The organism is Collinsella aerofaciens (assembly GCF_025289055.1).
Lineage (GTDB): Bacteria > Actinomycetota > Coriobacteriia > Coriobacteriales > Coriobacteriaceae > Collinsella.
In genome coordinates this window covers 1-21,130 of record NZ_JAESIQ010000025.1, presented here as the reverse complement: position 1 = coordinate 21,130, position 21,130 = coordinate 1, and the positions used below count along the sequence as shown (strand labels likewise).

Sequence of the window (21,130 nt, the reverse complement as noted above, 5' to 3'; positions counted from 1 at the left end):
CTGATGTTAAAGCGGTGCCGTGACGGCTCGATTTCTGCTGCGTTACGATACGTTCTCGATTGCGATTCCACGATGTTTCGGCTGCGTGACCATTGTGTTTCGCCTTGCCGGGGCGCTGATGGCGAAGGGAGGGGCCATGCAATATCGCGTTGACCCCAAAAGTGGTAACCGAATATCCGCTCTGGGTCTGGGCTGCATGAGGTTTCCCGGTGCGCCGGGACGCCCGGATGCGAAGACCGCCGACGCCATCATCTCCCGTGCGGTGGAGCAGGGGATTAACTACCTGGACACGGCCTATCTCTATCCCGGCAACGAGGCTTGTGTGGGCGCTTCGCTTGAGCGCCTAGGCCTACGCGACCAGGTTTTGCTCGCGACCAAGCTGCCACATGCTTCGTGCAAATGCGCGGAGGATTTCGATCGGTTCTTCGACGAGCAGCTGCGTCGCCTGCGGACCGACCATATCGACTATTACCTTATGCACAACATTACCTCGCCCGCCCAGTGGGAGCGCGTGGTGGCACTGGACATCGAGGACTGGATTGCGCGCCAAAAGGCTTCGGGGCGCATTCGCCAGATCGGTTTTTCATACCACGGCAGCGCGGCGGACTTCCTCACGATGCTCGATGCGTATGAGTGGGACTTTTGCCAGATCCAGTACAATTACGCTGGAGAGCGCTATCAGGCGGGAACGGCGGGGCTCATGGCCGCCGCCGAGCGCGGGCTCGCGGTGTTTGTGATGGAGCCGCTACTGGGCGGGCGTTTAGCGGGCAAACTGCCGCCACGGGCTCGCGCTGTGCTCGATAGTGCCCGTGACCCGCATTTGCGCACTCCTGCCGCCTGGGGTCTTTCGTGGGTGTGGAACCATCCTCAGGTGACGATGCTGCTTTCGGGTATGACCGATACCGCGCAGGTGGATGAGAACGCGGTGTTGGCTGATCGGGCTCTGCCGGATTCGATGACAGCTACTCAGCTCGATGCCATCGCGCACGTGGTGACGGAGTTTGAAAAATCGAATCGCGTGCCCTGCACGGGATGCGGCTACTGCATGCCATGTCCCAAGGGTATCAATATTCCCGGCTGCTTTGCCGCCTACAACGCAAGCTATGCGCACAGCTGGTTTACGGGTCTATCGCAGTACTTTACGGCGAGCGCGGTGCGCACAAGCGAGGCCAAGCTGGTGAGCAATTGCGTCAAGTGCGGCAAATGCGCGCGCCACTGCCCACAGCATATCGATATCCCCGAGCGTCTCGATGACGTGCGCCGACGTTTCCAGCCTGGCCCCGTGACGGCAGTGCTTAAGGCCTTCGGCAAAACGCGCTCCTCGTGACCCTTTTATAACTTGCGCTGGAATAGTTCCTGCTTGCGGCAGAATAGGGCTTAAACAGGGACTATTCCACCGCAACTGAAGGGGGCTGTCGTGGGCCATCGGGATTCATGGGATGATTCGCGTGAGGTTCGTTGGGGCATTTTGGGCGCTGGGCACATTTCTCATCGATTTGCATCGTCGCTCAAGAAGGTCGACGGGGCACGGCTGGTGGCTGCGGCCGGCCGCACTCCTGCACATGTCGAGGAATTTTGCCGAGCGTTTTCGATTGATGCTGCGCATGGCCATGCCTCGGTCGACGATAACGGCGATGCGGCTTATGACGCGCTGATTGCCGACCCCGATATCGACGCAATTTACTTGGCTCTTCCGCATGGCATGCATACGCGTTGGGCCTGTCGCGCGCTGTGCGCCGGAAAGGCCGTGCTGTGCGAAAAGCCGGCCGTTTTGAGTGAGGAAGAGGCTCTCTCGATTGCCTCCACCTCTCGCGAGCGCGGCGTGCTGTTTATGGAGGCGATGAAGAATCGGTTTTGCCCGATGCGCACTCGCGTGAAGGACTTGCTTGCGTCGGGTGAGCTTGGCCGTATTGTCTCGATTGAAAGCGTGCAAAAGCTCGATTACGGCGAGTCTCCTTCAGGCTATCTGCTTGATCCGTTGCAGGGCGGCTGTCTATATGACATGGGCTGCTATGCAGTCGGTTGGTTTGAGGATTTGCTCGCGGGCGCTTGCGAGGTTTCGTCTCGTGAAGTTCGCTGGCGTGACGTATCGGGCGGCCGCGTCGATTGGGCCGACGAGATCCATATGAGCGTCGACGGTATACCCATTCATATGGTGTGCGACGGCGAAGCAACATATGAAAGCCGCTTAACGATTGCCTGTGAGCGGGGCTCGTTGGAAATCGAGCGGCTCCATCGCCCCGAGCTCGCTCATGTGAAGTATTCCGACGGTCGAGTACTCGAAATCGATGCACCATTTGAAGTCGATGATTTTTACGGTGAGGCGTCGCATGCGACGCAGCTCATTCAGGCGGGGAAACTCGAAAGCCCCATCATGTGCCTAGCCGCCACACAGCGCTGTGCGCACATCATCGATGCGATTCGCTTGAAACTTTAGGGCGTGGGGGCATGGCGCCAGCGCTTGGAATGCCTGGAGGCCTTTGCTCTTGATGCCCCTTTTATAACTTGCGGTGGAATACGGTCTGTTTGCGCCAAAATAAGGCACCAATAGACCGTATTTTTCCGCAACTGATGAGGAGGGAGCTGGAGATGCTGACGATCGGGTGCCATCTTTCGACGACGAAGGGCTATCGGGCAATGGGGGAGACAGCGTTGTCCATTGGCGCCAATACCTTTGCATTCTTTACGCGCAACCCGCGCGGCGGCAAGGCGAAAGACCTTGACATGGATGACGTGGCGGCCCTGCGCGAGCTTATGGAGCAAAACGACTTTGGCCCGCTCGTGGCTCATGCCCCGTATACCTATAACCCCTGCTCAGCCAAAGAGCGGGCGCGCGAGTTTGCCCTGGAGGCCATGGCAGAGGACCTGCGGCGCATGGAGGCGCTGCCCGGCAACTACTACAACTTCCATCCCGGTGCGCATGTGGGGCAGGGCTCCGACGCCGGCATTCAGATGATTGTCGACACCCTGTGCCAGGTGATGTTTGAGGGCCAGCAGACGACGGTGCTGCTCGAGACCATGGCCGGCAAGGGTACCGAGGTGGGCCGCAGCTTTGAGGAGCTGGCGTGCATTATCGAGGGCGTTGCCGCCAAGTGCCCAGAGCTGTCCGATAAGCTGGGCGTTTGTTTGGACACCTGCCATGTGAGCGATGCCGGCTACGACATCATCCATGATCTGGACGGCGTACTCGACGAGTTCGACCGCGTGGTGGGTATCGATCGCTTGCATGCCGTACACATCAACGATTCGAAGAACCCTTGTGGCGCCCATAAAGATCGTCACGAGTGCATCGGCAAGGGATACCTTGGCAGCGAGGAATTTGGTGGCGGTATGCAGGTTATGCAGAATATTGTATCGAATGGCCACTTGCGTTCGCTGCCGTTTATTTTGGAGACTCCGAACGAACTTGCAGGTTATGCAGCTGAAATTAGACTATTAAGGTCATTACAGCAGTAATGACTGTCACAAAGTAGAGTATTCCATTCACGTTATGGGTTTGTTTCAATCAGTTTTCTCATTGCAGATTCGTAATTCCGGGTGCATAATAGCCAACAGTTTTTGCAGACCTCTGAATCAAACGAGGTCACCGGAAGGAGACTGATTATGAAGCTGAAGAAGCTTGGCGCATTTGCCGCCACGGGTGCTATGGCACTCGCCCTTGCTCTGACGGGCTGCGGTTCGTCCAACGCCACCTCTGGTTCTGATGCCGGTTCCAGCAGCTCTGACGACGCTAAGGTCGAGAAGGTCGACGGCTCCAAGGAGTACGCGCTCGTCAAGGACGGCACGCTGACCGTCGGCACCTCTGCCGAGTACGCGCCGTTTGAGTACAAGGATGACAACGGCGACTACCAGGGCTTTGACCTTGAGCTCATCAAGGCTATCGGTGACAAGCTGGGTCTGGATGTCGAGTACGTCAACAATGACTTTGACACGCTGGTTCCGGGCGTCGCTTCGGGCGCCAAGTATGACGTTTCCATCGCGGCTATCACCGACACGCCCGAGCGTGAGAAGGAAGTCACTTTCTCTGATTCCTACTACATGGACGATCAGGCTATCGTGACCAAGGTCGATAACACCGACATCACGGCCGACAACTACAGCGAGAAGCTCAACAACGCCGACGCTACCATCATCGTCCAGTCTGGCTCGACCGCCGAGGCCTTTGCCCAGGAGAACTTCCCCAAGGCCAAGATCGTCCCCTACAAGGACGCCACCGAGTGCTTCAGCGCCCTGCAGTCCGATAAGGGCGACGCCGTAGTCACCAACCGCTCCGTTGCCAGCCAGCTGACCGCCGAGCAGTTCAACACCTGCCAGACCATCAAGCAGATCAGCACCGGCGAGGAGTACGCCATCGCCATCAACCAGGGCAACACCAAGCTCAAGGACGACATCAACCAGGCTATCAAGGACCTGACCGACGACGGTACCGTCGACGCCCTCATGGCTAAGTACAATATCAAGTAAAATAACTACTTGATTGCGCGCGGGCCCTTTCCGTTTTGGCGGAAAGGGCCTTTGCGCTTCTCTTGACGGAGAGCGTTTCCGTCTCGTTTTGCCGGCAACTTCTACGATAGGAGCCACCTTGTCTCGACTGAACAAAGGGGCCGCGGAGCAGCGTTTTCCACTGCCCTCGATGCTCCAAAAGCTGGCCTGTGCCCTGGCTGTGGCGCTCGCCCTGGTATGCGCGGGGGCCTGCGTGCCCACGACCGCCCAGGCGCTTGAGACCGCAAAGATTACCGCCCGACCCAATACCGGTTCGGGTAGCGATGTGGTCGGCGGCACCGAGACGCGCATCACTTGGGAAGTTCAGGCCGATGCCGACGAGGAGCTGAGCGGTCTTTCGCTGACGTTTGTCGACGGCACGACGTTTGGTACCGATGACACGCGATTGACGATGCTCTCGGGCGAGGACCTCATGGATCGTACGCCCATGAAGCCCACGTGCAAGGCTGACGGCCAGACGCTCAAGATTGACTTTGGCGAGACGGCGCCTGCCGGCGGCTATTTCCGCGTCGAGGTTTACGGCGTGACCTTCCCCGTCGAGGGCGGCGATGAGGCCTTTAGCGGCACCTATACGCTCGCCGACGGTTCGACCAAGAAGATCTCCAAGATTCCGTCGGTGGAGATCAAGGGCGTGACGGCCTTCGATAACTTCCTGGCCGACCTTAAGGAGCAGCCATGGGTCGAGGCGTGGAACTCCAATATGTTCCTGCGCCTGTTCCTGAACCCGGTCATTTTGGTCCAGAGCCTGCCGATCGTCTTCAAGGGCTTCCTTATGTCGCTTTCGATCGTGCTCGTGGCGTTTCCGCTGGCAATTCCCTTTGGCTTTGCCCTGTCGCTTATGCGCATCTCCAAGTCGCGCATCCTGCGCTGCCTCGCCGGCATCTACGTGAATATCATTCGCGGTACGCCGGCGTTCCTGCAGATCTATATCGCGTTCTTCGGTCTGCCGTTGGCCGGCGTCAAGGTGGACGACTATGTTTTGGGCGTTATCGTCATGGCCATGAACTCGTCTGCGTACCTGTGCGAGATCTTCCGTGCCGGTATTCAATCGATCCCCAAGGGCCAAAACGAGGCTGCTCGCTCTCTGGGCATGAATGCCTTCCAGACGCTGCTCTACGTTATGATTCCGCAGACGTTCCGCAATGTTTTGCCTACGCTGACCAGCGAGTTTATCTTGCTTTACAAGGATACGTCGCTGCTTGCCGCCGTGGGTGTGGTCGAAATCGTCATGAACGCCCGTACCATCGTGGCCACGACGGGCTCCATTACACCGTACGTGGTTGCCGCCCTGTTCTATCTGGTCATCACCCTGCCGCTCGCTCGCTTGGTGAGCGGTCTTGAGGCGAGGCTTTTGGGTACGACCGAGACCAAGAAGAAGCGTCCCGCCAAGAGCGCCGGACAGGTTGTCGCGACGCCTGCCGATCACATCGCCGGTCTGTAAGGAGGTCCTATCATGAGCGAAACCAATAACTCGAACGAGGTCGTCGTCAGCATTAAGAACCTCCAGAAGGCCTTTGGCGATAACGTGGTCCTGCGCGATATCGATCTGGATGTGCATAAGGGCGAGGTCGTCGTAGTTCTGGGTCCTTCGGGCTCGGGCAAGTCGACGATGCTTCGCTGCATCAATCGTCTGGAGCATCCTACGAGTGGTTCGATTGTCGTCGAGGGCGTGGATGTGTGCGCCAAGGGCGTTGACCTCAATAAGGTGCGTACGCACTTGGGCATGGTGTTTCAGCAGTTCAACCTGTTCCCGCACCTGTCGGTCAAAAAGAACGTCATGCTTGCGCAGCAAAAGGTGCTCAAGCGCAGCAAGGAAGAGGCCGAGAAGATCGCCGTCGAGGAGCTGACCAAGGTCGGTCTTGCCGAGCGTATCGACTTTATGCCGAGCCAGCTCTCGGGCGGCCAGCAGCAGCGCGTTGCCATCGCCCGCGCCCTGTCGATGAACCCTCACGTTATGCTCTTTGACGAGGCCACGTCGGCGCTCGATCCCGAGCTGGTTCGCGACGTTCTGGGTGTCATGCGCGACCTGGCACGCGATGGCATGACCATGATCGTCGTGACGCACGAGATGGGCTTTGCCCGCGACGTCGCCGACCGCGTCGTCTTTATGGATGGCGGCGTTATCGTGGAGGAGGGCACGCCAAGCGAGGTCTTCGACCATCCCAAGAGCGAACGCACCAAGGCGTTTTTGGGCAATATCTCGTAGCCGGTTGATGTAACTGCCGTTACAAAAGAGCGGGGGCTGGACTTGAATCCAGCCCCCGCTCTTTTGTAGGGATGGGGATGCGCTTTGATGCGGGCTCTTTTGGAGGCCCTGGGTTCGTTACGCGAGCTCGGCTCCCAGAGCCTTGCAGGCCGCCTCGCCCTCATCGTCGGGCGCATCGTAGCAGATGGTGGAGTCCACGACGTTGACGCCGGCCTCGTCTGCGTCGGCCTTCCAGTTTTCCATCCACTCGCCCTCGGCCCACGAGTAGGAGCCAAAGAGGACGACCTTCTTATCGCCGAGGGTCTCCTTGACCTCGTCCCACATAGGCTGGAACTCGTCATACTCAAGCTCCTCGGAACCCATGGCGGGGCAGCCGAAGGCAATGGCGTCATAGCCGGCGGCCTTGTCTGCGGAGAAGTCGGCGCAGGAGATGACCTCTGCCTCGGCGCCGGCACCGGTTGCGCCCTCGGCAACGAAGTTTGCCATGGCTTCGGTGTTGCCCGTGCCGCTCCAGTAGACGACTGCGATCTTGCTCATATGTCTTCCTTTCGGTTGTGCGGCGTGCGGCCGCGTTTTGTATGCTCTATCGGGTTGCCTGGACAAGTTGTCCCAGGGTGCATCCCTGTTGATAGATATAGGTAAGGTATTGCGTGCATGCGCGATAGGAATCGAAGGTCGTGAGCGCCTGTTCGACGTTCGTGTATACCTTCCAGGCGCCAAAGACCTTATAGTTTTCGCCGTGCTGGACGATAAACTGATGGACATCTTCGTAGGGATAGCCCAAAAAATAGCCAATTTCGTGGGGGAACTCGCACATGCACCCCGTATCGCAGTGCCTATTTCGCGCGAGTGCGCAGACACTGCCGTCATAGGCGCTTTCTGCGGCATTGCTGCTTGCCAGCGTGATGCGCGCGGCGAGATGCACCAGGGATGCGGGCAGGTTGTGGACATCGTAGCCTTCGGCGACAAGCGCCGTCGCAGCGCGGGGGTCGGAGAGGTATCGCATGAGGTCCGCAGGGCGGTACACATAGATGAGCGCTCCGCAGGGGCGCCAGACCAAAACACTCATATGGATCCCGAGCGGTTGGAGCTCGCGGTTGCATTCGGCTATGACGGCGAGCAGGCGAGAGCGTCGCTCTTCGATATGGGCGGCGCCGGGTTTTCCGTTTTGGTTGGCGTAAACGCCGGGATAGGTAAAGAGCGAAGCCGGCTTGATACCTGCGAGCGTAGGGGAGCAGTTGCGCACGACAGCCGTTTGGTATGTTGGGATGTCAATGGTTCGAGTCACGTTGCCCCTTTCGAGCCCTCACTTGTTAGCCTAGGAAAACTTATACACGAAAGTAAACCTTGGTCAACTAAAAAGTTTGAAGAGGGAAACTAATTGACCGAACTGACATGATTTTGGGTTAAGATGGGGACACCCCATGGGGGTATCTAGATAGGGCTACTTGAAAGGGGAACGCATGAGTGACTTGCTCAACCCTGCGAATATCATCGTGCTGGCCGTCATTGCCGTCGGCATGTTTTTTGGACTGCGTCGCATTGCCGCTTCGACACACGGGAAGAGTTGTTGCAGCGATGGTACGAGCGGCAAGAAGGCCAAAAAGGTTGTTGTGGTGGATACCGATGCGTCGCACTATCCCTATAGCGATGAGCTGCTTATCGGCGGCATGAGCTGTGACGGCTGCGCTCAGAACGTAGCCAATGCCCTCAATGCGCTGGATGGCGTGTGGGCAACGGTGACGTATGCGGACCACACGGCACGCGTGCGCTCTAAGCAGCCGGTTGATCGTGGTGTCCTCGAGACGGCCGTGAAAGACGCGGGCTACTACGTCATGACGCTGTAAGCGCCGCCCTGGATGCGCGTCCTTGTCTAGGCTCGTCCGCGTAACTCAATGTCCTGGATGTCGTCGAAGTCGATGGCGATATCTTTGAGCTTGAGGAGCTTGAAAGCGGGGAGCACCTCGTCGAGGATGCCCGTGCGAGCGCGATAGCCGTACGTATCGTAATAGGTGACACGAACCAAGTCGCCACGCTTGAGGCCCTCGAGCTTTTTCGAAAGTTCGAGGGCTTTTTCTTCTGTGAGTTCGCATTTTGGCTCGGCGGTGATCTCTTGTTTACGCACGAGCTCGTAGTATCCCGTGAGGGCGGCAAAGGGCATAAACTGCGCGGCACGGCCGGCACGGACGGTGCCGTTGGCGGTGAGTCTGGGGTCGGCGGATCGGCGTCTTCCCTCGGGGTCCGCTAGACGTTCAAAAGGCGTCGGTGGCCGTATCGGCTGTTGTTGGGACTTAGGCACGATGTCCTCCTACCTGATCGTTGCGTTCGCGTGCGGTGGCGCCGGTGGTAAAGCTTAATCCCTTGACGAGCGCGTTCTTGCCGTACTTGCCCTTCACGGCCAAGACGGCGCGTGCCAGGTCGCGCTCGCGTTCATCGGCCTTAACATCGCTGAACAGATCGATGGTGGCAAATTCCTCGGGCACCAGATTGCCAAAGCCCAGATTGATACGCTTGACCGGTCGCTTGGGGTCGACCGTTTGTGCCCAAAGGTCATCGAAATAGCCCATGATCTTCTTAAACGAATTAGTGCTCTCGGGCAGCTTGCGCGAGGCGTTGGAGTGCGCAAAGAACGCGGCATAGCCACCACGCGGCTTGCCGCCGTGTTCGCCCACAAAGATGCCGTCAATCGCTTGTGCCTCCCGTACCAAACGTCGGCGTTCGTCATCTCGCTGGACGGGTTTCGGTGCGCGGTGCGCGAGCTCGAGGCCGTCGGTCGCTGCGGGCTCGATGCCCGAAGTGCTCGAGCGCAGGTGTCCGCAGCCGTCTATATACTGCGCCGTGCCGCTGGCGTTGAGCCGGCGTATGTCGGCGTGCTCGCTTGCATAGCCCACAAAGAGCGAGATGCTGTTGCACACCACGTGCTTGTCGATCAAATCCAGCACGGCGGCATCGACCATTTCGCGCAAGACGGTGTAGGCCTGCTCGTAGGCATAGCCCTTCGAGAGCACCTGCCCCGTGGTGGTCGAGGTCGCTTGTGGGCGATAAGCTTGGATATCGGCGATGGTTGTCGGCTCACGCCCGAAGGCGTGGTCGATAAGATATTCGGCATTGACGCCGAGCTCGTCGTAGAGCAGGTTCTCGTCGAGTGCGGCGACGCCCATTAGGTCGTAGACGCCGTATTTCTCGAGACGGGCCGCCACGCCGGGGCCGATGCCCCAGATGTCGGTGATGGGGCGATGGGGCCAGATCTCCTTGCGAAAGGTCTCGTCGTCGAGTATGCCGATACGGCTGGGCACGTGCTTGGCGGTAATATCGAGTGCAACCTTGGCCTGGAATAGGTTGGGGCCGATGCCGACCGTCGCCGTGATGCCGGTGCGCGCCAGGACCTCGTCGCGCAGTATGCAGGCGAAGCCTTCCGCATCGGTGTGATAGAGGTCCAGATAGGGCGTCACGTCGATAAAGCACTCGTCAATTGAGTAGACGTGAACGTCTTGCGGACTGACGTATTTCAGGTAGATACCGTAGATCTGCGCCGACACCTCCATGTAGTGCTGCATGCGCGGTACGGCCTTGATGTAGTCGATGCCATCGGGTATTTCGAACAGGCGACAGCGATTGTGAATCCCTAGGTCCTTCATGGCCTGCGTGATAGCGAGACAGATGGTCGTGCGTCCGCGCGATTCGTCGGCAACGACCAGGTTGGTGGTGAGCGGATCGAGCCCACGATCGACGCACTCGACGCTGGCATAAAACGTCTTGAGGTCGATACAGATGTAGGTGTGCTGCTCGTGCGCCATCCGTGCCCTTTCATCAAACACATGTTCTTATCGAATACCTGTTCGATAATACCCGCTCGACCGGACACCGTCAAAACCTACCAAAAAGGGACAGGTTTTTTGGTCGGTTTACCGAGTGCTTACGGTGGGTCGGTAGCCTTAATGTGTTAAATACGCTGAGGGGGTATGGATGACCATAGGTATGGGTGATCTTGCACTTTTGATACTGTTCGTGCTGTGCCTTGCGATCTTTGTTTACCTGCTGATCAAGGTCCTCAAAGGACGGGCTATAAGAATCGATGAGGTGGGATACTTGCTGCTTGTCGAGAGGCTTCGGTCGCCGGTGTTGACGGCCGCGATGAAAGCCGCCTCGAGTTTGGCGTCGCTGCCGTTTGTCGTCGGTGTGCTAGCCGCGGCGATGCTGTGGGCGCCCAATTGGGCCCATGTTGTCTGGGCCGCCTTCAATGTCGGTGCTATCAGCGCAATCGACCAGCTGTTAAAGGTCCTTGTGCGTCGACCTCGTCCACAGGGATTTCGGCTTGTCGAGGCACCGGGGCTGAGCTTCCCCTCGGGCCACTCGATGGCGGCCATGGCGTTTTATGGCTATGGCATATGGTTGGTGCGGTGTGGCGTGTGTGGCCTTCCGTTCGGCGCCGCCATCGAGGTTGCACTTGCGTGCGTCATCCTTGCGGTGGGTGTCAGCCGTGTCTACCTGGGCGTGCACTACGTTTCGGATGTGCTGGGCGGGTTTTGCCTGTCTTTTGTCTGGCTCATCCTGTTCGTGCGTCTTGGCCCTTGGATTTTGACCGCCTAATTGTCGCAACTGGACGCCATGTCGGATCGAATCTGATTTTAACGCAGCCCTAAAGAGCGCGAAACAGCTCGGAAAACCTTGCTTCGTAGCATGAGCCTAACGATTGATACCGCCTATGCGCACGGAAGGGTTGTGGGAAAGATGGTCAATTATGGGTTTGGTATGCCGACGCGCTTGGTTGCGGATGGGGATGTGGCTCGCTGGTGCGGGCGATTGGTTGCCCACTACGCTGGCACCAAGGCACTGGTCGTGTTGGGCGGTGACAAGCATACGCGCGATGAGCTTGTCTCGGCGGCACTTGGTTCGCTCGCTCGAGCCCTACTCGAGCGTGTGCTTTTCCGCTGCGGCTCGTTTGAGGGCGACGGGGGAGACGAACTGGTCGACGAAGCCGTGGCCCTGGCGACCGACGAAGGCGTGGACTTTGTCCTGGCGATTGGCGATGCCGATGCTGCCGGCTTTGCGCGCGAACTCGCGCGTCGCATGGCGGCGCTCGATGCCGGCGAAGATGGTTTTGTCCCTTATGGATGCATTGTCTCGGAGGGCAAGGTGCCTGCTGTCGTGGGCACCGGCGAGGTTCCCGTTTTTGCCATTATCGCGCCCGAACTGCTGGAGGGCATCGGGTCTCCTCTGCGTGAGTTGCTCGGTAGCGTCTGCGCCGTGGCCTAATATTTGCCATAAAGGGATGGGTTATTTTTGGTTGGTAAAGCGTTTGACCTGCCAAAATAAGCCTGTCTCTTTTTGATCGGTTGCCGTTTGGGGGCCGATTGGCAACGCTCGCTGATTGTAGTCTTGACCTGCGCTAGAATAGTGGCATCTGAATGTCCGGGCGCATGGAGGCGTGCGCCCGTATGCTGAGGAGGACTCTATGGCAACTGTTGTCGCACCTATCGATGCTACGTCGACTGCCGCTTGGAAGGCACTCGAGGCCCATCAGGAGAAGCTCGAGGCCGAAGGTATCGACCTCAAGGCCTGGTTCGCTGCTGACGCCGACCGCGTGAACAAGCTGAGCTTTGACGCCGGTGACCTGCACTTCGATCTGTCGAAGAACCTGGTGACCGATGAGACCGTCAAGCTGCTGTGCGATCTTGCTCGCGAGGTGAAGCTCGAGGAGCGCCGCGACGCCATGTTCTCTGGCGAGCACATCAACACCACCGAGGACCGCGCTGTCCTGCACACCGCGCTGCGCCGCCCGGCAAGCGAGAAGGGCCAGCTCATCGTCGACGGCCAGGACGTCGTCGCCGACGTGCACGAGGTCCTCGATCGCATGTATGCCTTCGCCGAGCGCGTGCGCTCCGGTGAGTGGAAGGGCGTTACCGGCAAGAAGATCGAGCACCTGGTGTCCATCGGCATCGGCGGCTCCGATCTGGGCCCGGTCATGGCCTACGAGGCCCTGCGTCCCTATGCCGACGCCGGTATCGACTGCCGCTACATCTCCAACATCGATCCCAACGATCAGGCCGAGAAGCTCAAGGGCCTGGATCCCGAGACCACGCTCGCGATCATCGTCTCCAAGACCTTCACCACGCTCGAGACCCTCACCAACGCCCGCGAAGTCAAGACCTGGATGCTCGAGCAGCTCAAGGCTCAGGGCGCCATCGACGGCTCCGATGAGCAGAACGCCGAGGCCGTGGCAAAGCACTTCGTCGCCGTCTCCACCGCACTCGAGAAGGTCGAGGCCTTCGGTATCGACCCCGCCAACGCCTTCGGTTTCTGGAGCTGGGTTGGCGGCCGCTATTCCGTTGACTCCGCCGTGGGCCTGTCGCTGATCGTCGTGCTCGGCCCCGAGCGCTTCCAACAGTTCCTCGAGGGCTTCCACGCCATCGACGAGTACTTCTGCAACACGCCGCTCGAGAACAATGCCGTCGCGCTGATGGGCCTGCTCAACGTCTGGTACGTCAACTTCTTCGGTTCCAAGAGCCACGCCGTGCTGCCGTACTGCCAGTACCTGCACCGTTTCCCGGCCTACCTGCAGCAGCTCACCATGGAGTCCAACGGCAAGCACGTCCGCTGGGACGGCAGCGCCGTGACCTCCGATACCGGTGAGATCTTCTGGGGCGAGCCCGGCACCAACGGCCAGCACGCCTTCTACCAGCTGCTGCACCAGGGCACTGTGGTGGTTCCGGCCGACTTTATCGCTTTCGCCAACACTGCCAACCCTGCGACCGACAGCGGTCAGGACGTGCACGAGCTGTTCCTGGGCAACTTCCTGGCCCAGACCAAGGCGCTCGCCTTTGGCAAGACGGCCGACGAGGTGCGCGCCGAGGGCACGCCCGAGCAGATCGTCCCGGCCCGCTGCTTTGAGGGCAACCGCCCGACGACCTCGATCTTCGGCGACACGTTGACCCCGTTCGCGCTCGGCGAGCTCATCGCCCTGTACGAGCACATTACGTTTGTCGAGGGCACGGTCTGGGGCATCGACTCCTACGACCAGTGGGGCGTCGAGCTGGGCAAGCAGCTTGCCAAGCAGATCACCCCGGCCTTCCACGACGACGCCGCCAAGGCCGAGCAGGACGCTTCGACCCAGGCGCTCATCGAGTTCTATCGCGCGCATCGCAAGTAGTCGCTGCTGTTAACGTATCGCGCCTTATAGTCAGGGGCCCGTATCCTATCGGATGCGGGCCCCTTTGCTTTTGCCGTGGTCCCGGGGCGCACGGCCTTTGTGGAACATCGCCGGGGCGTCGCGCGCTGCGAGAACCCTGCGCCTAGATCTCGGCCTCCGCATGGCCTCGCTGCGCCTCGGGCAGCTCCCCGTAGAGCGGATGGTCTTCGAGCCTAAAGCGCTCGACCTGTTCGGGAGTGCGACCGCGTACAAAGAGCCACGAGCGATCGATCGGCGTCGCCATGAGCGTGCTGGGCAGCGCGTCGGCGCGGTCGGAAAACACCCGGGCACTCTCGGGATCCTGGAACGCCAGCACCAGATGCGTGTCGCAGTTGCCCATGATGGAGCGTGCGCGTGCCTCGCCATAGAGCGCATCGAGCTGGTTGGTCGACTGCAGCAGCAGCGTTGCCCAGATGTTGCGGCTTCGGATAATCGAGAGCACGTTGTCGATCTGGGGGATCTGCAGATTTGCGAAGTCATCGAGCATAAAGCGCACGGGCACGGGCAGGCTGCCGTCGGGCTGCCTATCGGCCTCACGAATGAGGCCCATAAACGCCTGCGAAATAAAGAGGCCGGTCAGCGGATCGAGATTGCGGTCAATATCGCTCACGGTTACAAACAGGGCGCAGGGGGTGTGTCCCATGGAAGCGAAGTCCACCTGATAGCACTCACGATAGAGCTGTGCCGCACCGTCGAATCCCAGACACATGACCTTTTCGGCAAGGATGCCGACGATGCTCGCGTGCATGCGCTCGGCATTTTGCGTAATGGCGTAGCGCCGCCATAGCGAGAGGGCATAGCTTTGGGGGTCGGTCGTGATCAGGTCGTCAAACAATCGACCCGTGGCACCGTCCTGCAGGTGCTCGATCAGCTTGATGACCGAGCTGATCGTCTGCTCGTCGGCGGGTAGCTGTTCGGTGACGTAGGGGATAAGACACGACAGCAGGTTTGCCGCCGCATGATCCCAAAAAGGCTGGTTGTTGTCCTCGATGGGGCAGATGGCCTTTGCCACCGAGAGGATGTCCTGCTGGTTGGGCCTGCCGTCCGCCTTGAGGCGAATGTGCCTCAGGGGGTTGTAACCGCAGCGCTCGATGCCGGGCGCAAGGGCCGGGACGGTGTTGAGGTCGGCGAAGTTGAGACATTGCACGCGGTAACCGTGGGCTGCCAGCACGGGTCCCACTTCGCGACAGAGCGTGCCTTTGGTGTCGAGCACGATGTAGCTTGCGTTCATTTGCAGCAGGTTGGGCTTGAGGACGTTTCGGGTCTTGCCGGCTCCCGAGGGGCCGATCACAAGTGCGTTGTTGTTGAGTCCCGTTTGGCGGGTGTCGCAGGAAAGCGTTCGATCCTTGGCGAGGATGGTGGACGATGCGGACTCAGATGCGGCGAGGCGGCTGGTGAGGTTAGACATGGGCGACCTCCTTGGTGGTCGAGAGGATTTCGTGGGCAAAGCCGAGCTCGACGGCGCGCTCGGCCGAAAGGTAGGTGTCTTTTGCAGTGAGGGACTGGATGCGCTTGGGCGTGAGGCCGCTGCGGTCCGAGAGGATTTGCGTGAGGGTCTTGCGGGTCTGCATGAGACGCCGGCTGGTTTCCTGCAGCGCAAGTGCCGAGCCGCCTGCCCCCTGGGGGATCAGCGGGTCGTGAATCATGAGCTCTGCATGGGGCGCCATACGGCGATCGTCGCCGCCCATAAAGATCACGGCGCCCATGGACGCGGCGAATTCCAGACAGACGGTGCGGATGGGGCACGATGCGAGGCGCATGGCGTCATAGATCGCAAGGCCCGATCGCACGCTTCCGCCGGCGCTGGCGACAAATATGGTGATGGGGCGGCTGGGGTCGGTGGCATCGAGCAGGCGGATCTGCTGGCATAGGTCGTGGGCCATCGGGGTTTCGATGTTTCCCATGACGGAGAGCTCGCGACGGGCGAGCATCTCATCGTAAATGCTGGTGAGCGTGATACCTCGGGCGGATTCACGCATGGTGAGGGGGCTGATGATGGGGGAATGATTGGTGTCCATGAGGACTCCTTTCTGTTGGTTGTGTTGTGGAATAGGATTGTTGCCCGCGGAGGGGCTGGCGGGCTACAGGGTTCGTCCGAGCCTGAGATCGAGCTCGGTTGTGGGGCAGGCTGCCTGTTCGTGCGGCTCGCAAGCGCCAAGGACTCCAAAGCGATGGAGCGTTGCGACGGGCGTGGTGTAGGCGAGCCGCAGCTGATGCTCGACAGGGGCACATCCGTCATTTTTGTAATGAGCCGCGTAGTACTGCGCGATGCTGGCGTTCATCTCGCTGCCATTGCGATGGCGCTCAAACTGGCGTCTGCAGGTTTCGATGATCTTTGCTACCGACTTGGGTGCCGTCGCGGGAACAAGGGCGAGATAGCCCTCAAATAGCTCGTTGATGCTCAGAAGGCACAGCAGGTCGATCAGCGTCCTTATGGCTGCTCCCTCGGCGGAAAAGTGCGCGGTCATGCGGTTATATCGGTTGCGGTCGATGATGGCCGCATGGGGTCTTGGAGTTTTCTGCCCCGTGGTCCCGGGCTTTTGCCGCGCCTGTGTATTGAGCTCGACGTTGCAGCGCTTGAGGCCGTCCAACGGAAGGAACAGTGCGGTGCGCAGGGTGTTCCGCTTACTTTCGAGTTCATGACGCTCGTCGGGTTCCCATTCGAGCTTGAGTTTCGTGTCGAGCGCCGTAAGCATATGGGCTAGGCAGCCTACGGTAAGAACGTACGAATCGTTGTCGCGTTTTGGGGCATAGGGGTCTGTCAGCTTGCGAATGTCGGGGTCGCCCATGATCTTTGTGCAGCGCTTCAGCAGTTGAGGGTGGTCGGCCAAGATCGTCGCGAGCGGTAGCGACGCGTAGTTCTTTATGGTCGCGGCGGCAAAGGCGGCGTCATATTCGTTTGCATATGCTCGCTCAATGCGGGCATCCAGAATGCTTTTCTTATCGCCGTCTTCAGCGTGGTGGTTTGTCATAGCTTCTCCAATCGGTTGATGTTCGTGCTGTTTGTTGATGTGTTGGTTGTCGTGAGTGATGTGCTTGCCGTGGGTGATGTGCTGACGTTGGGGTGCTATGCGGTTTTCAATGAGCCCGTGAGGCAGTTGCTGCAGGGGCGGGATGGAACGGCCCATGCAAGGCGGAAGGCATCGTGCTCAAAATCGAGACAGCAATGCCCTGGGTGCCTCACATGTGGCAGTTACCTCATTAAGTTGTCATTGCGTTTGGGGTTGTACTTTGCCGATCTTCCTTCTCTTACACGCTGAAAACTGAAACTTCATATGCTCGATCTACTTAAAACCGCAACGGCGGTCTTTTATCAACTTATATGTCGGAACGTGTCTTTGCAAGTACTTTTTTGCGTTTGTTTCAAATGGGGTGGTTTTGCAACCGTCACGCGCCACGCTATGCGAACGTGCCCCGGCTCGGATAAGATGGTGCGATCGAGTTCTACCGCGCTCACTGCAAGTAGTCTTTGTTGCTGAGATAGGTCACGGCCGAAAGGGGCCCGTATCCCAACAGATACGGGCCCCTTGCTATTTAAATGGGCATGAGGGTGTATTGAGGGGGGATGTCTTGCTGTCGGCATCCGCGTGCGGTGCCATTCGCTGTCCGTAAATTATACGTTTACGGCTAATTTCATACCACTTGTCGGAATGCGGACGCTGTCCTTGCATGCCGGGCGTACATTGAACGTGGTTTTTCGCGTGAAGCCACGAATCGGTTGCCAGCCCTGAACAAGGAGGCCCAGCATGACGCTTGCCAAACCCATCAATAAATACATCGACTATATCGATGCCCCCGAGGACACGTTTGAGCAGTATGTCGAGAAGGCGTTAAAGTACAACTTTCGCTGCGTATTTGCGAACCTGCAGGAGTACGAGACGGGCCGCGCCATGCTCGAGGGCTCTGACATCATCCTTGCCGGCGCTATCGACTTTCCCCAGGGCACTATGACGCTTGAGGAGAAGCTTGCGAGGTTTGAGGAATACGCTGCGTGTGGCTTTACCGAGATTGACTACGTTTTGAATCAGGGGTCGATCGAGAACCGCGATTTTGATGCCATCGAGCGCGAGATGACTACCATTGCTGATTTTTGTCGCGCGCATGGCATCACTGACAAGGTAATCGTCGAGATGTGCAAGCTGGACGGCGACGACGCCGCCAAGCGCCGTGTATGCGAGATCGCGCTGGAGGCCAAGCCGGGATTCCTTAAGACATCGACCGGCAGAAGCTTTGGCGGTGCTAAGCTCGAGGACGTGCGGCTGATGCACGAGGTGCTCGGCGATGCCGTGGCAATCAAGGCGGCGGGCGGTATCCATAATTACGAAGAGGCTTGCGCATTCATCGAGGCCGGCGCCAGCGCGTTAGGTGCATCGGCGGGCATCGCGATCGTCGAGGGCGCACCGACGGATGAGCGTCGCTAGCAGACGTATTTGACCTGAGCGATAAAGCTTCACGACCACACGCCGTTCATGTTCGAGACAATATGACTTTTTGCCCGTTGTAAACGGAGTCGCGATGGGTGTTCTGTATGATGGCTCAGACAAGGTTGTTCAATGACAGGGAGGCATATATGGCAATCAAAGCCATCGCGATGGATATCGACGGTACGCTCACCAACGATCAGAAAGTGATTAGCCCGCGTACGCGCGAGAAGCTGCTCGCGGCGCAGGAGTCGGGCATTAAGCTCATTTTGGCTTCGGGCCGTCCCGCATGGGGGCTCCACGCCTTGGCGCAGGAGCTCGACCTCCAAAACCATGACGGTCTGCTAGTTGCCTTTAACGGCGCACACGTCGTCGATGCCCAGACCGACGAGGTACTGTTCGATCAGGCTATGCCTGCCGACGAATTGCATCGCCTGATTGATCACCTGCGTAATTTTGACGTGATCCCTATGATTTCGCTCGGTCGCGATTTGCACGTCGAGGACTCGTACCGCTGCATGATCACGCTGCCTGACGGCTCGCAGAAAAACATCGTCAAATACGAGCGCGATGCGTGCGATCTTAAGATCCGCGAGGTCGAGAGCCTGCATGAGGTCGCTGATGCTTATCCCGTGGACAAGCTGCTGACGGCGGGCGATCCGGCCTACCTGCAGGCGCATTACGAGGAGATGTATGCGCCCTTTAAGCAGACGCTTTCGGGCATGTTTACGGCCGACTGGTACTTTGAGTACACGGCGCACGGTATCGACAAAGCCCGTGCGCTCGAGGGTGCCCTGCCCAAACTCGGCATCGATGCCAGCGAGGTCGTATCGTTTGGCGACGGCCAGAACGACAAGTCCATGATTGAGTGGGCCGGCACCGGTGTTGCCATGGGTAACGCCGTCGATGAGGTTAAGGCTGTGGCCCAGATGGTGACCGCCGATAACAACGAAGATGGTATTGCAATGGCGCTGGATAAGCTGCTGGGTTAGAATCGCCGATAATGCATGGTTTGGGCGCCTGCTTGCAGGCGCCCTTTTGTTAGGGAGGGTGCCGTGTCCGCATTTCCGTTCGACGCCGTTATCTTTGACATGGACGGCGTCATTGTCGATACCGAGTATTACTACCTGGGCGAGACTGCCGCGTTTGCCAAGGAGCTTGGGCTTAATCTGACTCAAGAGGAGTTGAATGGGCAGGTCGGTACCTCGCATCAGTTCTTCCTGCATATGCTGGTCGATTGGTTTGAGCGCGCCGGTAAGGGGCACTTCACTGGCGAGGAAGCGTTGGCCCGTTGGGACGAGTGGGCGCATGAGCGTCCGCGCGACTATCAGGCTTTGATTAACCCAGGCGCCGTGGATACGATTCGAGAGCTGCCGCGCCGTGGCGTTCGCGTGGCGCTTGCCAGCTCGTCTCCCATGGTTAGCATCGAGGAAGTGCTCAACGCATGCGGGCTGTCGGATGCCTTTGAGTATGTGGTGAGCGGCGAGCAGTTTAAGGAGAGTAAACCCGAGCCCGACATCTACCTGCATGCGCTAGACCTGCTGGGGCTGCCCGCGAATCGCTGCTGCTGCGTTGAGGATTCCGTTCCGGGCATTACCGCGGGTAAGCGAGCCGGCCTGACGGTTATTGCCAAGCGCGAGGAGCGCTTTGGCTTTAGCCAGGATGCCGCGGACAAGATTATCGACCAGCTGCCGGAGCTGCTGGAACTCGCGTAGATTCTGGGCGGTACTGCTGTCACAACAGTGGTTCCGTTGGCATAAGAGAGAGGCGGCGTCATGGCATTTAACGTGAGCGCACTGGGGTTTGGCGACAACGTCGTCGATCGCTACGAGCATATCCACACCATGTATCCTGGCGGCAATGCGGTGAACTTCGCCGTTTATGCCAAGAAATGCGGTGCCGCACGTTCTGCATACATGGGCATTTTTGGCAATGACGCCGCTGCCGAGCATGTCATTGCAAGCCTCGAGGATGAGGGTATCGAGCTTGACAAGTGCGAGCAGATGATTGGCGAGAACGGAGCGGCTCGCGTGACCGTCGTTGACGGTGACCGTGTCTTCCTCGGCTCCAACGAGGGCGGTATCCGTGGCGATGCGCGCTATGTCCTCGATCGCTTTGACCTTTCGTACATGAAGCAGTTCGATGTGGTTCATTCGGGCAACTATTGCTTTACCGAGCGCGAGCTGCCCAAGCTGAAGGCTGCGGGCGTCACGGTCTCTTTTGACTTTTCGGACGACTCCACCGACGAGTACTACGAGCAGATTGCGCCCTACGTCGATTTCGCTTTCTTTAGTGCGGCGGATGCCGCGAGTGAGGACGAGATTCGCGAACGTCTGGCATGGGTGAAGGGCCTGGGTCCGCGTTTTGTGTCGGCTACGGCGGGCGCCGAGGGCTGCATTGCTTACGACGGCGAGCGCTATTACCGCCAGCTGGCTAAACCGGTAACGGACATGAAGGACACCATGGGGGCGGGCGACTCGTTCCTCACCTCGTTTTTGATGTGCTATCTCGATTCCGCCAAGCGTGGTGAGGATGGCGCCGAGGCCATCGAGCGCGCGCTCGACTTTGCTGCCGGGTTTGCCTCGACCGTGTGCGGCATGGAAGGTTCTTGGGGCCACGGAGCACCAATCGTCGAATAGCCGAGCTGTCCCGGGGAGCTGTATTGGTGCCTTCCCGTGACTCGGTGGTCAAAAAAAGCCAAATATGAGTACTGTGACTAATTTAGTCGCAGCAAAATCGACCCCTTCAGACGTGATTTTGAACTGCACCCCAAAACTTGGACGGCTTAAATAAGAACTACGCCGCAAGGGA

21 protein-coding genes are annotated in these 21,130 nt (G+C 59.0%); 14 read left to right on the top strand and 7 right to left on the bottom strand.

Annotation, left to right across the window (positions count from 1 at the left end):
• Positions 1-136: 136 nt before the first annotated feature.
• From JMJ97_RS08055 to JMJ97_RS08030, 6 genes are all read left to right on the top strand, one after another.
• A complete protein-coding gene (locus JMJ97_RS08055; RefSeq protein WP_260699838.1) occupies positions 137-1,327 on the top strand; it encodes an aldo/keto reductase in 1,191 nt (396 codons plus the stop codon).
• Positions 1,328-1,417: 90 nt separating this feature from the next.
• The gene (locus tag JMJ97_RS08050; RefSeq protein WP_260699836.1) at positions 1,418-2,437 is read left to right on the top strand and encodes a Gfo/Idh/MocA family protein; all 1,020 of its coding nucleotides are present in this window, start codon (positions 1,418-1,420) and stop codon (positions 2,435-2,437) included.
• Between the two features lie 152 nt (positions 2,438-2,589).
• Entirely contained in the window at positions 2,590-3,456 is an 867-nt protein-coding gene (locus tag JMJ97_RS08045; RefSeq protein ID WP_195192519.1) for a deoxyribonuclease IV, read from the top strand.
• Between the two features lie 147 nt (positions 3,457-3,603).
• Positions 3,604-4,464 carry an ABC transporter substrate-binding protein gene (locus tag JMJ97_RS08040; protein WP_099431468.1) on the top strand — a complete coding sequence of 287 codons (861 nt, stop codon included), beginning with the start codon at positions 3,604-3,606 and terminating at the stop codon, positions 4,462-4,464.
• A gap of 118 nt (positions 4,465-4,582) precedes the next feature.
• Positions 4,583-5,944: an ABC transporter permease subunit gene (locus JMJ97_RS08035; RefSeq protein ID WP_229058824.1), complete on the top strand. Its 1,362-nt coding sequence runs from the start codon at positions 4,583-4,585 to the stop codon at positions 5,942-5,944.
• Positions 5,945-5,956: 12 nt separating this feature from the next.
• A complete protein-coding gene (locus tag JMJ97_RS08030) occupies positions 5,957-6,709 on the top strand; it encodes an amino acid ABC transporter ATP-binding protein (RefSeq protein ID WP_055251428.1) in 753 nt (250 codons plus the stop codon).
• 117 nt (positions 6,710-6,826) lie between these two features.
• Here the strand turns inward: JMJ97_RS08030 and JMJ97_RS08025 are convergent, their stop codons facing one another.
• Both JMJ97_RS08025 and JMJ97_RS08020 read right to left on the bottom strand, forming a co-directional pair.
• Positions 6,827-7,246: a flavodoxin gene (locus JMJ97_RS08025; protein WP_260699833.1), complete on the bottom strand. Its 420-nt coding sequence runs from the start codon at positions 7,244-7,246 to the stop codon at positions 6,827-6,829.
• Between the two features lie 46 nt (positions 7,247-7,292).
• A complete protein-coding gene (locus JMJ97_RS08020) occupies positions 7,293-7,997 on the bottom strand; it encodes a DUF3793 family protein (RefSeq protein WP_260699832.1) in 705 nt (234 codons plus the stop codon).
• Positions 7,998-8,172: 175 nt separating this feature from the next.
• On the opposite strand from JMJ97_RS08020, the gene JMJ97_RS08015 reads away from it, so the two are divergent.
• Positions 8,173-8,556, top strand: coding sequence for a heavy-metal-associated domain-containing protein (locus JMJ97_RS08015; protein ID WP_260699830.1), 384 nt, complete (start codon positions 8,173-8,175; stop codon positions 8,554-8,556).
• A 26-nt stretch (positions 8,557-8,582) separates the two neighbouring features.
• Here the strand turns inward: JMJ97_RS08015 and JMJ97_RS08010 are convergent, their stop codons facing one another.
• On the bottom strand, positions 8,583-9,008 hold the full coding sequence (locus JMJ97_RS08010; protein ID WP_260699829.1) for a hypothetical protein: 426 nt from the start codon (positions 9,006-9,008) through the stop codon (positions 8,583-8,585).
• A complete protein-coding gene (locus JMJ97_RS08005) occupies positions 9,001-10,506 on the bottom strand; it encodes a Y-family DNA polymerase (protein WP_260699828.1) in 1,506 nt (501 codons plus the stop codon). The genes JMJ97_RS08010 and JMJ97_RS08005 overlap by 8 nt, the downstream gene beginning before the upstream one ends.
• Positions 10,507-10,687: 181 nt before the next feature.
• On the opposite strand from JMJ97_RS08005, the gene JMJ97_RS08000 reads away from it, so the two are divergent.
• The 3 genes from JMJ97_RS08000 to pgi all read left to right on the top strand — a co-directional run bounded on the left by JMJ97_RS08000 (position 10,688) and on the right by pgi (position 13,859).
• Positions 10,688-11,299 (top strand): phosphatase PAP2 family protein, encoded by a 612-nt coding sequence (locus JMJ97_RS08000; protein WP_195521232.1) that lies wholly within the window; start codon positions 10,688-10,690, stop codon positions 11,297-11,299.
• Positions 11,300-11,440: 141 nt separating this feature from the next.
• Positions 11,441-11,965 carry an iron-containing alcohol dehydrogenase gene (locus JMJ97_RS07995; protein ID WP_195232109.1) on the top strand — a complete coding sequence of 175 codons (525 nt, stop codon included), beginning with the start codon at positions 11,441-11,443 and terminating at the stop codon, positions 11,963-11,965.
• A 199-nt stretch (positions 11,966-12,164) separates the two neighbouring features.
• On the top strand, positions 12,165-13,859 hold the full coding sequence (gene pgi, locus JMJ97_RS07990; RefSeq protein ID WP_260699827.1) for a glucose-6-phosphate isomerase: 1,695 nt from the start codon (positions 12,165-12,167) through the stop codon (positions 13,857-13,859).
• 142 nt (positions 13,860-14,001) lie between these two features.
• On the opposite strand, the gene JMJ97_RS07985 is transcribed toward pgi, so the two are convergent.
• The 3 genes from JMJ97_RS07985 to JMJ97_RS07975 form a co-directional block, all read right to left on the bottom strand.
• Entirely contained in the window at positions 14,002-15,306 is a 1,305-nt protein-coding gene (locus JMJ97_RS07985) for a type IV secretory system conjugative DNA transfer family protein (protein WP_260699826.1), read from the bottom strand.
• Entirely contained in the window at positions 15,299-15,916 is a 618-nt protein-coding gene (locus tag JMJ97_RS07980) for an ATP-dependent Clp protease proteolytic subunit (protein ID WP_022094432.1), read from the bottom strand. Before JMJ97_RS07980 ends, JMJ97_RS07985 begins: the two co-directional genes overlap by 8 nt.
• Positions 15,917-15,979: 63 nt before the next feature.
• On the bottom strand, positions 15,980-17,026 hold the full coding sequence (locus JMJ97_RS07975) for a hypothetical protein (protein WP_260699823.1): 1,047 nt from the start codon (positions 17,024-17,026) through the stop codon (positions 15,980-15,982).
• 618 nt (positions 17,027-17,644) lie between these two features.
• Between JMJ97_RS07975 and deoC the strand changes: the two genes are divergently transcribed.
• The 4 genes from deoC to JMJ97_RS07955 all read left to right on the top strand — a co-directional run bounded on the left by deoC (position 17,645) and on the right by JMJ97_RS07955 (position 20,958).
• Positions 17,645-18,319, top strand: a complete 675-nt coding sequence (gene deoC / locus JMJ97_RS07970) for a deoxyribose-phosphate aldolase (protein ID WP_022094433.1) — start codon at positions 17,645-17,647, stop codon at positions 18,317-18,319.
• A 149-nt stretch (positions 18,320-18,468) separates the two neighbouring features.
• The gene (locus tag JMJ97_RS07965; RefSeq protein ID WP_195232104.1) at positions 18,469-19,311 is read left to right on the top strand and encodes a Cof-type HAD-IIB family hydrolase; all 843 of its coding nucleotides are present in this window, start codon (positions 18,469-18,471) and stop codon (positions 19,309-19,311) included.
• Between the two features lie 63 nt (positions 19,312-19,374).
• Positions 19,375-20,034, top strand: coding sequence for an HAD family hydrolase (locus JMJ97_RS07960; protein WP_324248642.1), 660 nt, complete (start codon positions 19,375-19,377; stop codon positions 20,032-20,034).
• A 60-nt stretch (positions 20,035-20,094) separates the two neighbouring features.
• The gene (locus tag JMJ97_RS07955; protein ID WP_260699821.1) at positions 20,095-20,958 is read left to right on the top strand and encodes a PfkB family carbohydrate kinase; all 864 of its coding nucleotides are present in this window, start codon (positions 20,095-20,097) and stop codon (positions 20,956-20,958) included.
• The last annotated feature ends 172 nt before the right edge of the window (positions 20,959-21,130 follow it).

What these genes read in the sequence shown, in the direction of transcription:
- JMJ97_RS08055 (WP_260699838.1), top strand. Translation starts at nt 137, where the DNA reads ATGCAATATCGCGTTGACCCCAAAAGTGGTAACCGAATATCCGCTCTG.
- JMJ97_RS08045 (WP_195192519.1), top strand. Translation starts at nt 2,590, where the DNA reads ATGCTGACGATCGGGTGCCATCTTTCGACGACGAAGGGCTATCGGGCA.
- JMJ97_RS08040 (WP_099431468.1), top strand. Translation starts at nt 3,604, where the DNA reads ATGAAGCTGAAGAAGCTTGGCGCATTTGCCGCCACGGGTGCTATGGCA.
- JMJ97_RS08030 (WP_055251428.1), top strand. Translation starts at nt 5,957, where the DNA reads ATGAGCGAAACCAATAACTCGAACGAGGTCGTCGTCAGCATTAAGAAC.
- JMJ97_RS08025 (WP_260699833.1), bottom strand. Translation starts at nt 7,246, where the DNA reads ATGAGCAAGATCGCAGTCGTCTACTGGAGCGGCACGGGCAACACCGAA.
- JMJ97_RS08015 (WP_260699830.1), top strand. Translation starts at nt 8,173, where the DNA reads ATGAGTGACTTGCTCAACCCTGCGAATATCATCGTGCTGGCCGTCATT.
- JMJ97_RS08005 (WP_260699828.1), bottom strand. Translation starts at nt 10,506, where the DNA reads ATGGCGCACGAGCAGCACACCTACATCTGTATCGACCTCAAGACGTTT.
- JMJ97_RS08000 (WP_195521232.1), top strand. Translation starts at nt 10,688, where the DNA reads ATGGGTGATCTTGCACTTTTGATACTGTTCGTGCTGTGCCTTGCGATC.
- JMJ97_RS07995 (WP_195232109.1), top strand. Translation starts at nt 11,441, where the DNA reads ATGGTCAATTATGGGTTTGGTATGCCGACGCGCTTGGTTGCGGATGGG.
- pgi (WP_260699827.1), top strand. Translation starts at nt 12,165, where the DNA reads ATGGCAACTGTTGTCGCACCTATCGATGCTACGTCGACTGCCGCTTGG.
- JMJ97_RS07985 (WP_260699826.1), bottom strand. Translation starts at nt 15,306, where the DNA reads ATGTCTAACCTCACCAGCCGCCTCGCCGCATCTGAGTCCGCATCGTCC.
- JMJ97_RS07980 (WP_022094432.1), bottom strand. Translation starts at nt 15,916, where the DNA reads ATGGACACCAATCATTCCCCCATCATCAGCCCCCTCACCATGCGTGAA.
- JMJ97_RS07975 (WP_260699823.1), bottom strand. Translation starts at nt 17,026, where the DNA reads ATGGGCCGTTCCATCCCGCCCCTGCAGCAACTGCCTCACGGGCTCATT.
- deoC (WP_022094433.1), top strand. Translation starts at nt 17,645, where the DNA reads ATGACGCTTGCCAAACCCATCAATAAATACATCGACTATATCGATGCC.
- JMJ97_RS07965 (WP_195232104.1), top strand. Translation starts at nt 18,469, where the DNA reads ATGGCAATCAAAGCCATCGCGATGGATATCGACGGTACGCTCACCAAC.
- JMJ97_RS07955 (WP_260699821.1), top strand. Translation starts at nt 20,095, where the DNA reads ATGGCATTTAACGTGAGCGCACTGGGGTTTGGCGACAACGTCGTCGAT.